The sequence below is a fragment of the Tardiphaga sp. OK245 genome, from assembly GCF_900108575.1.
GTDB classification, from domain to species: domain Bacteria; phylum Pseudomonadota; class Alphaproteobacteria; order Rhizobiales; family Xanthobacteraceae; genus Tardiphaga; species Tardiphaga robiniae.
The window spans coordinates 90,317-103,494 of record NZ_FNWZ01000005.1 but is presented as its reverse complement, the minus strand read 5'-3'; the positions used below and the strand labels follow the sequence as shown (position 1 = coordinate 103,494).

General features: G+C 62.2%; 11 protein-coding genes. 7 read left to right on the top strand and 4 right to left on the bottom strand.

Annotated features, from left to right (window positions below):
- Positions 1-192 precede the first annotated feature (192 nt).
- From BLW80_RS23605 to BLW80_RS23590, 4 genes are all read left to right on the top strand, one after another.
- Complete coding sequence (locus BLW80_RS23605) at positions 193-1,344, top strand: ABC transporter ATP-binding protein (protein ID WP_092148196.1); 1,152 nt, start codon at positions 193-195, stop codon at positions 1,342-1,344.
- The gene (locus tag BLW80_RS23600; protein ID WP_170849780.1) at positions 1,341-3,134 is read left to right on the top strand and encodes an ABC transporter permease subunit; all 1,794 of its coding nucleotides are present in this window, start codon (positions 1,341-1,343) and stop codon (positions 3,132-3,134) included. Before BLW80_RS23605 ends, BLW80_RS23600 begins: the two co-directional genes overlap by 4 nt.
- A 31-nt stretch (positions 3,135-3,165) precedes the next feature.
- Positions 3,166-4,254 (top strand): extracellular solute-binding protein, encoded by a 1,089-nt coding sequence (locus tag BLW80_RS23595; protein WP_093760248.1) that lies wholly within the window; start codon positions 3,166-3,168, stop codon positions 4,252-4,254.
- A gap of 86 nt (positions 4,255-4,340) precedes the next feature.
- Positions 4,341-5,096 (top strand): IclR family transcriptional regulator, encoded by a 756-nt coding sequence (locus BLW80_RS23590; RefSeq protein ID WP_093760246.1) that lies wholly within the window; start codon positions 4,341-4,343, stop codon positions 5,094-5,096.
- A 129-nt stretch (positions 5,097-5,225) separates the two neighbouring features.
- Here the strand turns inward: BLW80_RS23590 and BLW80_RS23585 are convergent, their stop codons facing one another.
- Positions 5,226-5,408, bottom strand: coding sequence for a hypothetical protein (locus BLW80_RS23585; RefSeq protein ID WP_093760244.1), 183 nt, complete (start codon positions 5,406-5,408; stop codon positions 5,226-5,228).
- A 268-nt stretch (positions 5,409-5,676) separates the two neighbouring features.
- Between BLW80_RS23585 and BLW80_RS23580 the strand changes: the two genes are divergently transcribed.
- From BLW80_RS23580 to BLW80_RS23570, 3 genes are all read left to right on the top strand, one after another.
- Positions 5,677-6,966 carry an acyltransferase family protein gene (locus tag BLW80_RS23580; protein WP_093760242.1) on the top strand — a complete coding sequence of 430 codons (1,290 nt, stop codon included), beginning with the start codon at positions 5,677-5,679 and terminating at the stop codon, positions 6,964-6,966.
- 241 nt (positions 6,967-7,207) lie between these two features.
- Positions 7,208-7,858 (top strand): glutathione S-transferase family protein, encoded by a 651-nt coding sequence (locus BLW80_RS23575; RefSeq protein WP_093760240.1) that lies wholly within the window; start codon positions 7,208-7,210, stop codon positions 7,856-7,858.
- 44 nt (positions 7,859-7,902) lie between these two features.
- Complete coding sequence (locus BLW80_RS23570) at positions 7,903-8,682, top strand: enoyl-CoA hydratase/isomerase family protein (protein WP_093760238.1); 780 nt, start codon at positions 7,903-7,905, stop codon at positions 8,680-8,682.
- A 6-nt stretch (positions 8,683-8,688) separates the two neighbouring features.
- Here BLW80_RS23570 and BLW80_RS23565 read toward each other — a convergent pair whose 3' ends face one another.
- Genes BLW80_RS23565 through BLW80_RS23555 form a run of 3 tightly spaced genes read right to left on the bottom strand, consistent with a single transcriptional unit; the run spans position 8,689 to position 13,075 of the window.
- Positions 8,689-9,654, bottom strand: a complete 966-nt coding sequence (locus tag BLW80_RS23565) for a metallophosphoesterase (protein ID WP_349633158.1) — start codon at positions 9,652-9,654, stop codon at positions 8,689-8,691.
- Positions 9,655-9,661: 7 nt separating this feature from the next.
- A complete protein-coding gene (locus BLW80_RS23560) occupies positions 9,662-10,093 on the bottom strand; it encodes a GlcG/HbpS family heme-binding protein (RefSeq protein WP_068738337.1) in 432 nt (143 codons plus the stop codon).
- A 12-nt stretch (positions 10,094-10,105) separates the two neighbouring features.
- Positions 10,106-13,075, bottom strand: a complete 2,970-nt coding sequence (locus tag BLW80_RS23555) for an FAD-binding and (Fe-S)-binding domain-containing protein (RefSeq protein WP_093760236.1) — start codon at positions 13,073-13,075, stop codon at positions 10,106-10,108.
- Between the last annotated feature and the right edge of the window lie 103 nt (positions 13,076-13,178).

Genomic DNA, 13,178 nt, shown 5'->3' with positions numbered 1-13,178 from the left:
TCGCGAGTTCATCCGCCTGTCAATCGGTCTGAGCGGGAAACTGCTTTGTTCACAGCATCAATGCTTACGGGAGGGAATTTCGGTTGGTGTGCGCCTGTCTTCGCAACGTCCGTTCTCTTGACAAGGCTTAGCACTCAGCCAACAATAATTGGAATAACGTCTCATAATATAGAACGACCAGGGAGGTTGATGATGGCTGAGCCATTGGCGCTGCGCGTGGGAGATTCCGCCGCGGGTGTTCCGGCATCGCAGTCGGGCGGCGCAAGCGAGCGTCAGGTCATCGGTTCGCGCATTGCAGTTCGCGATGCTGAGAAACGATACGGCCAGTTCCACGCCGTCAATCGCATCAATCTCGATATCGAGCCCGGCGAATTCATCACGCTGCTCGGCCCGTCCGGCAGCGGCAAGACCACATTGCTGAACCTGCTAGCCGGTTTCCAGAGCCTCGACGGCGGCGAGATTCTCGTGGACGGCCGGCCGGTGCACAACGTGCCCACGCATAAGCGCGGATTCGGCATGGTGTTCCAGAGCTATGCGCTGTTTCCCAACATGACGGTGACGCAGAATGTCGCGTTCCCGCTGCGCATGGCCGGCGTCGATCGCGCCACCACCGAGCGGCGCGTGGCCGAGACGCTGGAAATTATGCGCCTGTCGGATCATGCGAACAAATCGCCGTCGGAAATGTCTGGCGGACAGCAGCAGCGCGTCGCCATTGCGCGCGCCATCGTGATGCGGCCGAAGGTCGTGCTGATGGACGAGCCGCTCAGCGCGCTCGACCGTCGCCTGCGCGAATCGATCCAGATCGAGATCCGCGACCTGCATCAGACCATCGGCAGCACGATCCTGTTCGTGACGCATGATCAGGGCGAAGCGCTCACCATGAGCGATCGCATCGCCGTGCTGGATGCCGGCAGGATCGTGCAGATCGGCCGCCCGCTCGACATCTATCGCCACCCGTCCAATCGTTTCGTGGCGTCGTTCGTCGGCGAGAGCAATCTCATCGAAGCCGAGATCATGCAGAAGCGCGGCACCACCGTGACGCTGAAGAACCGCGCCGGCTATGTGTTCGATGCCGAGAGCCGCGATGCCATCGATGTCGGCCGCGTCACCGTGCTGGTGCGACCCGAGCGCATCGCGATTGCCAATGAGCCGACCGCAAGCTCGACGCCGGTGATCGTGACGTCGGCGATCTTCCTCGGCGAGATCCTGCGCATCGAGGCACAGATGGAAGGCGGCGACACGCTGCTGATCCGCTGCACCGACACCGCCAGGCGGCCGCTGCCGGATATCGGCGATCGCCTGCATGTGAGCTGGGGTCCGGAAGACTGCTGGGTGCTGACATGACGACGATCTCGCTGTCCGATGAGCCGCGGCATCAGGCGAGTTCCAGCCTGGCCATGAAGCTCAAGAACCCCGCGCTGCTGCTGTTGCCCGCGGTCGCTTTCCTGTCGTTCATCTATCTGCTGCCGCTACTCGATCTCATTCGCATCAGCATCAGCGGGCCAAGCTGGCTGACCTATTTCCAGCGCGTCTTTGCGGTGCCACTCTATTGGGAATCGCTGGTCCGGACCATGCAGATCTCGGTCATGGTCGCATTTCTGTGCCTGCTGTTCGGCTATCCCACCGCGCTGCTGATCCATCGCATCCGCGGCATCACCCGCGCACTGATCGCGACTGCGATCGTGCTGCCATACTTCATCGCGATCCTGATCCGCACCTATGCCTGGATGGTGCTGCTCGGCCGCAACGGCCCGGTCAACAAGTTCCTGGTGTCGATCGGTATCCTGAGCGAGCCGGTTCAGCTCTTGTTTCACCGCGGCACCGTGCTGCTCGGCATGACAGCGGTGCTGCTGCCGTTGATGGTGCTGACCATCTATTCGAGCGTGTCGCGGCTTGATCCTGCGCTGACGCGCGCCGGGTTGGCCAGCGGCGCGGGTCCGCTCGCCATCTTCTGGCGCGTGCTGTTGCCGCTGACGCTGCCCGGCATCGGCGCCGGTTTCTTGCTCGTCTTCGTCGCCGCGATCGGCTTCTTCATCACGCCGACGCTGCTCGGCGGCCCCGGCGATCAGATGTTCGCCATGCATATCACGCAGCAGGCTGACTCGGTGACGTCCGAAGGCTTCCTGCAAGCGCTCGGCGTCGTGCTGCTGCTGATCACGCTGGCAGTCGTGGCCGTCGCCGGTCGCTTCCTCGGCCTCGAATTCATCTGGGGCGGCCGCAAGCTTACTGAGACGGCAGTGACGCATGTCGCGCCGGTGGCCGTGTCCGGCACTCCGAGCCGCAGCTTCGGCAGCAAATTCGCAGACATGATCGGCTGGCCGCTGCTCCGGCTGTTCGGCATGCTGCCGGCCAGTTGCGGCACCTGGACGGTGCGGCTAATGGGCGGCCTCGTTGTCGCGGTGCTGATCCTGCCGATCATCGTGGTGATGATCATCTCGTTCAGCAGCGCCAGCTATCTGACCTTCCCGCCACCGGGCTTCTCGCTGCGCTGGTACGAGCAGTTCTTTTCCGACAGCAACTGGATGCGTGCGTTCTGGACATCCGCGCTGATCGCGACTGTCTCAGCTATCATCGCGGTCGGTCTCGGCACATGCGCGGCGCTGGGCATTGTCAGGGGCAATGTGCGCGGCAAATCCGCGATCATGCTGCTGCTGGTTAGCCCGATCATCGTGCCGCCGGTGGTGCTCGGCCTGTCGCTCTACACGCTGTTCCTGAAGCTCGATCTGGTCGGATCGGTGTTCGGCCTCGCGGCGGCTCATGCCATCGGCGGGTTGCCGATCGTGGTGGTGATCCTGTCTGCTGCGCTGCAGGGCGTGGACTCGCGGCTCGAACGGGCCGCTTCGGTCCATGGCGCATCGTCACTTACGGTGCTGCGGTTGGTGACGCTGCCGGCCATTGCGCCGGGCCTTGCGGCCGCGACCTTCTTTGCGTTCCTGCATTCGTTCGACGAACTGGTGCTGACCCTGTTCCTGTCGAGCGCGCAGCTGAAGACGCTTCCGTTGATGCTGTGGGGCGACATCAATTACCGGCTCAACCCGGTACTAGCTGTCGTGTCCACGCTCGAAGTGTTGCTGGTCGTGGGAGGACTGTTCCTCGCCCGGCCAGTGCTCGCAACGTCGCAAAAAGCGACCTGATGACAAACGATCAAACAGGAGGAAACATACTATGCTGGGAATGAAACGCTTCAGGCTGCCCGCCTTGGCTTCGGCGGCGTTCATCGCCATGGGGACGGGTCTGGCCGTTGCCCAGAGCAACGTCGTCATCATGCAGGATCCGGGCGGCGGCTACGGGGATGCGCTGCGCAAGGTGATGTACGATCCGTTCGAGAAGGAAACCGGCATCAAGGTCGTCACCGTGCAGGAAGCGCGCAGCGGTCCGCGCATCAAGGCGCAGGCCGAAGCCGGCAAGGCGCAGTGGGATCTGACCTTCATCTTCGATCAGGAAACCAAGCTGCTCGGCGACTGCTGCCTGGCTGACATCGACTATTCCAAACTGTCGGAATCCGCGCAGAAGACCCTGGCGGCGATGCCGGACAATCTGAAGCGCAAGAAGGGCGTCGCGCTGCAGGTGATCGGCGTCGGCCTTGTCTACAACAAGGACAAGTTCAAGGGCGATAAGGCACCGCAGAACTGGGCCGACTTCTGGGACGTGAAGAAGTTTCCGGGGCGCCGCTGCATGCCAGCCTGGCCGCGCTTCACCTTCGAGGCGGCGCTGATGGCCGACGGTGTCGACAAGAGCAAGCTGTATCCGATCGACATGGAGCGCGCGCTCAAGAAGATCAAGGAGATCAAGCCGCATATCGTCAAATGGTGGACCACCGCCGCACAGCCGCCGCAGCTGATCCTCGATGGTGAGGCCGATATGTGCCAGGCCTATACGGGCTCGATGAGCAAATTGGCACTGGAAGGCGCTCCGATTGACCTCACCTTCAATCAGGGCTTCGTCTATTACGACTTCTTCTCGATCCCGAAGGGCGCACCGAACTATGATAACGCGCTCAAGCTGCTGTCCTGGCGTCTCGACCCCAAGCGCGCCGCCCAGCTGACCTCCACTTTCCCAGTCGCGCTTCCTTCGAAGGTCGTGTTCGATGCGGCGACGGACAAGAACGTCGCGCGCTATTGGGCCAATAATCCTGAGAACGTCTCCAAGGCGATCGAATGGAGCCCGGACTTCTGGGGGGCGCCATCGCCCGCGGGCAATTCGACCAATGAAGAATATGCGCAGGAAAAGCTGAACGCACTACTTGCTCAGTAAATCGCGCCACACAACAATGAGACCGGCGGCGGCCCAAGGCCGCCGGTCTGCCCGCAACAGAGAAGTACCTCACATCGGCTGCTTGGATGGACAAGGCATTTATCAAGGGACTGAGGCTCCTCGAGGCGCTCGCGATGAGCGAGCAGCCGCGGGGGGTCACCGATCTCGCCAATGAGCTGAAGTTCACCAAGAGCAATGTGCATCGACTGCTGGCGACGCTGCAATCGCAGGGCTTCGTTCGCCAGATTCCGCCGCACAGCACCTATGAGCTCACAACCAAGCTATGGGTGCTCGGCAACCACGTCATTCAGCGCATGGATCTCATCCGTATCGCTCGTCCGGCGATGACGGCGCTGGCCGAAGTCACCGGAGAGACCGTTCATCTGTCGGTGCTCGAGGGTACCGACGTTGTCTATGTGGACAAGATTGAAAGCGCGCATCATATCCGCGCGCATACCAGCGTCGGCATGCGTGCGCCTGCATTCACCATGGCAACCGGGAAGGCGATGCTCGCGCAAATGCCAGACGAATATCTGGAGAACTTTCGCCCGCATCTCAGGCGTTATACGGATACGACGCGAACGACCATCGAGGAGTTGCGCGAAGACATCCATGCGGCACGGGTACAAGGTTACTCGTCAGTGCTGCATGGCGAGTGGCGGGAAGGTATCGCCGCCTGTGCTTGCGCCATCGTTGGACGCTCCGGTGAACTCGTCGGAGCCATCGGCATGTCTGGCCCCGACATCCGGGTCAAGCGAAAGCAAATCAAGGAATACGCCGTTCACGTGATGGAAGCCGCGCGCACCATCGGCCTGGCGCTCGGCCATGTTCGTGCGATGTGAACACGGTAATTTTCCAGCGAGGGGCGCTGTCCACTAGTTGGGCCCCGCTCGCGGGTCCGGCGGACCTGGCGGCTTTCGGTCGTCCTTTTTGTCGAGCGAAGGATTCCGATGTCTCCTGCACTCGTTCAACTAGTGAGGCATCCACATCGTGGTCGCCTGATCGCTCGTCTCGTGTTGCTCAAGGCGGTCGGCTTCCTGGCGGTATGCGTGCGATGCTTCGACAAGTCGCGTGACGGTGACGGCATCCAGAATGGTCTTTGCCAACCGTTCGGCGCGGGTCGCTTGTTCCCTGAGATACTGAACCCTGGTCATCTGTTGCCCTCACTTGCCGATACAAGTTGAGTCAATTTCGATCGTTCCCAGCCTGTCCCCTGATGCTTAACGGACCGTAAGCGGCGCTGGATTCGCAGTGAAGATTGTCCTGATTGTGGTAAACGCGGCGGCGTCAACCCTAATACTCCCGCGCAAACGGACATTCACGTTAAGCCCGAACATTTCGCCTGAGGTGGTAGGCATGTAAATCGCCTTCACCCTCGTTATTCGCACCGTTGCTATCCCCGGTTCAAACGGGGAGATCGCAATGTCGGAGAATGCAGACGTCGCCAAGCGGCTGGAGAAATTTCCGGCGTTCGACGGCTTTCGAGGAATCGGCGTGGTGGTGGTCGTGTTCACCCATTGCCCGCAGGTGCTGGACAGCAGCGCCTACAACGCAATCTGGTACGCCAATCAGCTGTCACGTGTAGGCTATATCGCGCTCGACATCTTCTTCGTGATCTCTGGCTTCTTCATCACGCGTTTGCTGTTGCGCGAGCGGGCCAAGACCGGCCGCATCTCCTTCAAGGACTTTTATATGCGCCGGGCGCTGCGCATCTTCCCGGTCTATTACCTCACGGTGCTCGCCTGCTACTTCATCTTCAGATTAGGCTCAGCGGATATGCTGAGTCTTCTGACCTACACATTCAATTTCTATCATCCGCTGCATGCGGTGCCGAACCCGTTGGAACACACCTGGTCATTGTCGGTGGAGGAGCAGTTCTATTTCTTCTGGCCGCTCCTGATCCTCATCGTGGCGCCGGGCTGGCTCAATGTCGTGACCGGACGGGTGATTCCGCTGCTGGCGGTGGCGAGCGGTTTGTTGATGGCGCTGCTGCTCATCAATCACAAGCCGCGAGAGGCGGGCGACGTCGTCTATATGTCGCTGTTCACCCGCATGCTGTCGCTATCACTCGGCGGCTGGCTGGCGCTGCGCGAATTCGAGAACCGGCCGCTGCGCGGCTGGCGCTGTGCAGCGCTCGTGGTCGCAGCGCTGATGATCCTCGTGATCGATCGCAAGGGCAGCGACCTCGGCATCATCACCTCGCAACCAGTCTACTGGACCCTTGCGCTGATTGCCTATTCGATGGTGAGCGTGTCCTTCGTCGCGACGCTGGTGTTCGATCGCGGCATTGTCCGGCGTGTGATGACGGCGATCCTGTCGCTGTCCCTGTTCCGTGGGCTCGGCTCTCTCTCTCACGCGATGTATGTGTTTCACCTGCCGATATTGTTTTATCTCGGCCTCAACGATGCTGCGACTCATGGCACCCAGGTGCCGATCCTCCAGGTCGCGATCGCTTTCGGCATTACGCTTGGTCTGTCGATCCTGTCTTACTATCTGCTCGAAAATCCGATGGCGAAGCCGAAACAGAATTTCAGCGGCACGAAACTGGCGGAACCGGTCAGTACAAAGGGAGCAGACGTCACCCAGAGCGGCCTGTCCGCCGTGTTTGCGCGCGCAGCGTTTTTCTCCCCGGAGGATCGTGCCAAGCCGGCCGACGAGCCTCCGCAGCAGACGACGATCTGGCCAGGAGTTCGTCGCAGTCGGGCGAAATAATGTCAGCTTCGCCGCCGGCCGCATCAGTTGCAATCGAAACGCGAAGCCGTCGTGACCAGCCTCGGTGACGTGCGCGTGGAGATGGGTGTCGTTGATCGGGAAGGGTGACACCGGTCTGCCGGGACCATGGAGCGAGGGGCGAGTCTTGACGAAGAAGGGCAAGACTTGACGAAACCTCGCGGCTGCGTCTCATTGGCTGGCAGCACGGCGATAGTCCGTGCCAGTCTGGAGGTCTCGTCCGATGATCACGCTCTATCACTGCGCCCGCGCGCGCTCGTTCCGCCCGCTATGGACGCTTGAAGAGCTCGGGCTGCCCTATGAGCTGAAGATGCTGCCGTTCCCGCCGCGTGTCTTTGCCAAGGAATATCTCGGCATCAATCCGCTCGGCACCATCCCGCTGATGCTCGATGGCGAGATCCGGATGACGGAATCGGCGGCGATCGCGCAATATCTCGTCACCAAACATGGCCCGACGCCGCTGGCCGTCGGCATTGACGAGCCGGACTACGGCGCCTTCCTGAACTGGCTGCATTTCGGCGAGGCCACGCTGACCTTCCCGCAGGCGCTGGTGCTGCGCTATTCGAAGCTCGAACCGGAAGAGCGCCGTCATCCGCAGGTGGTCGAGGACTATTCGAAGTTCTTTCTTGGACGGTTGCGTATGATCGAGACCATCACCACCGGCAACGACTATGTCTGCGCCGGCCGTTTCACCGCCGCGGACATTTCCGTCGGCTATGCACTGCTGCTGGCCAATCGTCTCGGGCTTGCATCGCAATTCGGGCCGAGCGTCACAGCCTATTGGGCGCGATTGCAGCAGCGCGAGGGCTACCTGCGTGCGGTTGAGTCCGAGAACCGCGCCGGCGACGCGCTGGGTTTGGCGCGCCGCTTCTGAGCGGCTATACCAGCCGCATCAACTTCAACCAAGCGAGCAGACTGATGGCCGATGATAGCGTAATCCTGGAGAAGAAGGGCGCCGCACTCTGGATCACCATCAACCGGCCGGAGAAGCGCAATGCCATGAATGGCGATGTCATCGCCGGCATCGCCAACGGCTATCGCACCGCCCACGAGGATGCGGGCGTACGGGTGATCGTTCTGACCGGCGCGGGCGAGAAGGCGTTCTGCGCCGGCGCTGATCTGGCGAATGCGGGTGCGGCCTTCTCGATGGATTTCTCCAAGCCCAACGGCGATCTCGCCGATCTGATGCGGCTGTCGCAAAACGCCACCAAGCCCGCCATTGCGCGCGTTAACGGCGTCTGCATGGCCGGTGGCATGGGGCTGCTGTGCATGACCGACATGGCGGTGGCCGCGGACAACGCGATCTTCGGTCTTCCCGAAGTGAAGGTCGGCGTGTTTCCGATGCAGGTGCTGGCGCTGCTGCAGTCCATTGCGCCACGTCGCCTGGTCAACGAATGGTGCATCACCGGCGAGCCGTTCGACGCGCCGACCGCGCTTGGCGCTGGCCTGCTGAATCACGTGGTGCCGGCGGCCGAGCTCGACAGCAAGGTCGACTGGCTGATCTCGCGCATCACTGACAAGTCGCCGACCGCGATCCGCCGCGGCAAATATGCGATGCGCGCCATCGCCGCGATGTCGTTCGACGAGAGTATTGCGTATACCGAAAGCCAGATCGCGCTCCTGTCGATGACCGAAGACGCCAAGGAGGGGCTCAAGGCTTTTGGCGAGAAGCGCAAGCCGGTGTGGCCAGGCAAATAGGGTGCTTCACGCCGCACGTTTCAGCCGGTGCAGCGTCACTTCCGGAGGGCAATTCAGTCGCACCGGGAGCAGGCTGGTGCCGACGCCGACGGATGTATAGCCGGCCATGCCTTCATGGCGCCACGCGCCGTTCCCCATATGGCGCGGCAACACGGCCTCCAGCTTGATGGCGTAGCCGCCGGGCAGGCAGAGCTGGCCGCCATGGGTGTGGCCGCTCAGCATGAGGTCGAAATTGTGCTCGGCCGCCTCGGCATAGGTCTCCGGCGTGTGCGACAGCAGGATCGAGAAGGCGTCCATCGGAATTTGCGATGCAACCTTCGGGATGTCGTCGGCGAGATAGAAATGCGGATCGTCGACACCGGCGAGATAGATGCTGTCATCGCCGCGGGTGATGGTCTCGCATTCGTTGAACATCATACGGATGCCCATGCCTTCCAGCGCCGGCGTCATGCGGATACTGTCGTGATTGCCGAGAACGCCATAGACGGGATCGCGCAGCCTCGCGCGGAGTTCGCCGACACCTGCGGTGGCGCGCTGATACGGCCCATAGGTCTTGCCGCGATAGTCGCCGGTCAGCACACAGATGTCGTAATCGAGATCGCCGACGAAGGAGATCAGGTGGTGCAGCGCATCCTCGCTGAGATCGACGTGGAGATCGCTGATATGCAGGATCGTAAAGCCGTCGAACGCGGCGGGTAGGCGCGGTGAGGCGACGATATTCTCGCGGACCAACACGCGGTTAGCCTCGCGGCGGGCGCGGCCATAGAGGCCGGTGAGTTGCAACGCGGTGCGGACGATCGGTGGCGCGGTGAGCCAGTTCTCCAGATTGAAGAACAGGCGGCCCTGGCCGAACAGCTGGTGATCGCGATGGGTCTCGATCTCCAGCCGTGCCTTCACATGCGCATCCCCGATACGGTCGATCAGCGGGCGTAGCGCGCTGTCGTTGATCGGGGGATGCGATGGCTGAGTCAACGTCGATCTAGCCGGTCGAGGCCTTGAGGCCGGCCGTCTCGATGCCCGCGACGGCTGCAATCTCGTCATTGTCGGATGTATCGCCAGAGATGCCGATAGCGCCGAGCAGGCTGCCCGATGCGTCATGAATGAGAACGCCACCCGGCACCGGGATCAGCGCGCCGCGCGCCATGGTATTCACGGCATCGATGAAGAACGGCTGCTCTTCCGCACGCTTGAACAGCGCACGTGAACCCAGACCCATCGCCAGCGCGCCATAGGCTTTTCCGTGGGCGACTTCGCCGCGCATCAGGCTGGTGCCGTCCTGCGCGATGGTGGCCTTCACGCAGCCGCGAGCGTCGAGCACCGTGATGACCATGGGCTTGAGCTTCATCTCGATCACCTTGGCGAGAGCGCCATCAATGATCTTGCGGGCTGTATCGAGGGTGAGGTCGGCCATATCGGTTGTTTCCTAGTTGAGCGTGGCAGAATGGACGTTTGTTGTCGCGCCGTCGAGGCTCATGGCCAGCACGCGCGCGACATGCAACGCGTGACGGGAGGCGCCGTCAGCGATCTGGTGCCGGCAGGATGTGCCGTCGGCGATGATCAGCGTATCGGCGTCGGCCTTGCGCACGGCGGGTAGCAAGGACGCTTCGGCCATCTGGATCGAGACGTCATAGGTGTCGGCACCATAGCCGAACGCGCCCGCCATGCCGCAGCAACTGGATTCGATGGTCTCGACCTTCAGATCCGGGATAAGGCGCAAGGCCTGTTCGACTGGCTTGAACGCACCGAATGACTTTTGATGGCAGTGGCCATGCACTATGGCCTTCGGCGCGATCGGCTTCAGCGGCAGTTGCAGACGGCCGGCCTCGGCCTCGCGGACCAGGAATTCCTCGAACAGCATAGCGTGCGCGCTGACGCTCCTGGCCGTATCGTCGGAACGTAGCGACAGCAATTCATCGCGCAGCGTCAGCAGGCAGCTCGGCTCAAGGCCGACAATCGGCACGCCGCGTGCCGCGAAGGGTGCATAGGTGGCGACCAGACGATCGAGTTCGGCGCGCGCCTGATCGACAAGGCCCGCCGAGAGGAACGTACGGCCGCAGCACAGGGCACGACTGCTGCGACCCACCGGCTTCGGCAGATGCACGCGATAGCCGCCGGCGGTGAGAACGCGGAGCGCGTCATCGAGATTCTCGCGTTCATAGGCGCGATTGAAGGTGTCGGCGAATAGCACGACTTCGCGGCCATCTGCCGGGCCGACGGCGTCGGCGTCCCTGTGAAACACGTCGCTGCGCCATTCCGGCAGGCTGCGCTTGGCGCTGATGCCCGCATAGCGTTCCAGCAGGTTGCGCAGCAGCGGGCTCTTGTTGCGCAAATTCGCCAGCGGCGCGGCACGCGCGGCCAATGCCGCATAGCGCGGCAGATAGCCGACGAGGCGATCACGCAGGGTGAGACCATGTTTCGCGACGCGTGCGGCCAGCACCTCGATCTTCATCTTGGCCATATCAACGCCGGTCGGGCATTCGTGGCGGCAGGCCTTACACGATACGCAAAGCTTCATCGTATCGGCCATGGCATCCGACGTCAGCGCATCCGGGCCAAGCTGGCCGGAGATTGCCAGCCGCAGCGTGTTGGCACGGCCGCGGGTGACGTCCTTCTCGTTGCGCGTGGCGCGATAGGACGGGCACATCACGCCGCCCTCTAACTTCCGGCATGTGCCATTGTTGTTGCACATCTCGATGGCGCCCTGAAAACCGCCGCCGGCGCCGGGCCATGCGGACCAGTCGAGCACGGTTTTCAATTCGCCGACGCGGTAGTCAGGTGGATAACGAAAGAGGGAGCGATCATCCATCTTGGGCGGATCGACGATCTTGCCGGGATTGAGAACATTCTGCGGATCGAAGCGATGCTTCACTTCGGCAAAGTCGCTGATGATGCGCTCGCCGAACATTTCGGCGTGGAATTCCGAGCGCACGAGTCCGTCGCCGTGCTCGCCGGAGTGCGAGCCCTTGTATTCCCGGACCATCGCGAAGGCTTCTTCGGCGATGGCGCGCATCGCCTTGACGTCCTTGTCGAGCTTCAGGTTCAGCACCGGGCGGACATGCAGGCAGCCTTCCGAGGCGTGTGCATACATGGTGCCGGTGGTGTCGTGCTTCCTGAAGATCGCGGACAGGCGGTCGGTGTAATCAGCGAGATGCGGCAGCGGCACCGCGCAGTCCTCGATGAAGGAAACCGGCTTGCCGTCCTGTTTCATCGACATCATGACATTGAGGCCGGCGGCGCGAAACTCGGCAATACCCGCCTGAAGCGCGGGCTCGGTGACGTCGACGACACCGCCCCATTTGCGCGGCGGGTTATTCCAGCCAAAGCCGAGATCGCCCATCAATGCGCCTAGCTCTTTCAGCTTGGCGGCATTGGCGGCCTGATCCTCTTCCGCGAATTCGACGATCAGGAGTGCATCCGGATCGCCGTGCACCGCGCTCTTGATGATCGGCTGGAACATCGCGATATCGCGGCCGAGTGCGATCATGGTGCGGTCGACCAGTTCGACGGCGATGGGCTTGAGCTTGACCAGATGCTGGGTCGCATCCATCGCTTCATAGAAGCTGCCGAAGTGACAGACACCGAGCGCCTTGCTGCCGATGAGCGGCCACAGCTTGAGTTCGACCTGCGTGGTGAAGGCGAGGGTGCCTTCGGAACCCACGAGGAGATGCGCCAGGTTGTTGGCGGTGTTGCGCGGTGTCAGCGCATCGAGATTGTAGCCGCCGACACGGCGCTGCACCTGCGGGAAGCGCTCAGCGATCTCGGTCGCTTCACGCTCACCGAGCGCCAGCATGTCGCGAAACAGGGCAGGCGCATCGTCTCCGGAATTTACTTCGCCGAAATGCAGCAGGTTGCCATCGGCCAGTGCGGCATCCATCGCGATCGTGTTGTCGCGCATGGTGCCGTAGCGCAGCGAACGGCCGCCGCAGGAATTGTTGCCGGCCATACCGCCGATGGTCGCGCGCGACGCAGTGGAGACATCGACCGGAAACCACAGCCCGTGTTTCTTGAGCTGCCGGTTGAGATCGTCCAGCACGATGCCGGGCTCAACGATGCAGGTGCGGTTCTCGACGTCGAGCGAGATGAGCTTGTTGAGATGCTTGGAGAGGTCGATAACGATGCCGTCATTGACGGTCTGTCCGCATTGCGAGGTGCCGCCGCCGCGCGGTGTAACGATGCGGCTATCGTCGCGGCAGATCGCCAGCGCGCGCAAGGCTTCGTCGATGGTGCGCGGCACGACCACACCGAACGGTACGATCTGGTAGAACGAGGCATCGGTGGCATAACGGCCGCGATTGAACGGGTCGAAGAACACGTCGCCGGAGACTTCTCGTGACAGCCTGGCAGCCAGCGCGCTGTCTGCAGCCGTGCTCCGAATGATTGCCGCCTTCGCCATGGATTCCCGCCTTGTCCCTCTATCGTCCTGTCTTGCATCCGGATTCCGGCTTGGCAACCCGGAGGTGCTATGCTCTGGCGGTGGCAAGGAGGGATAAGAAATC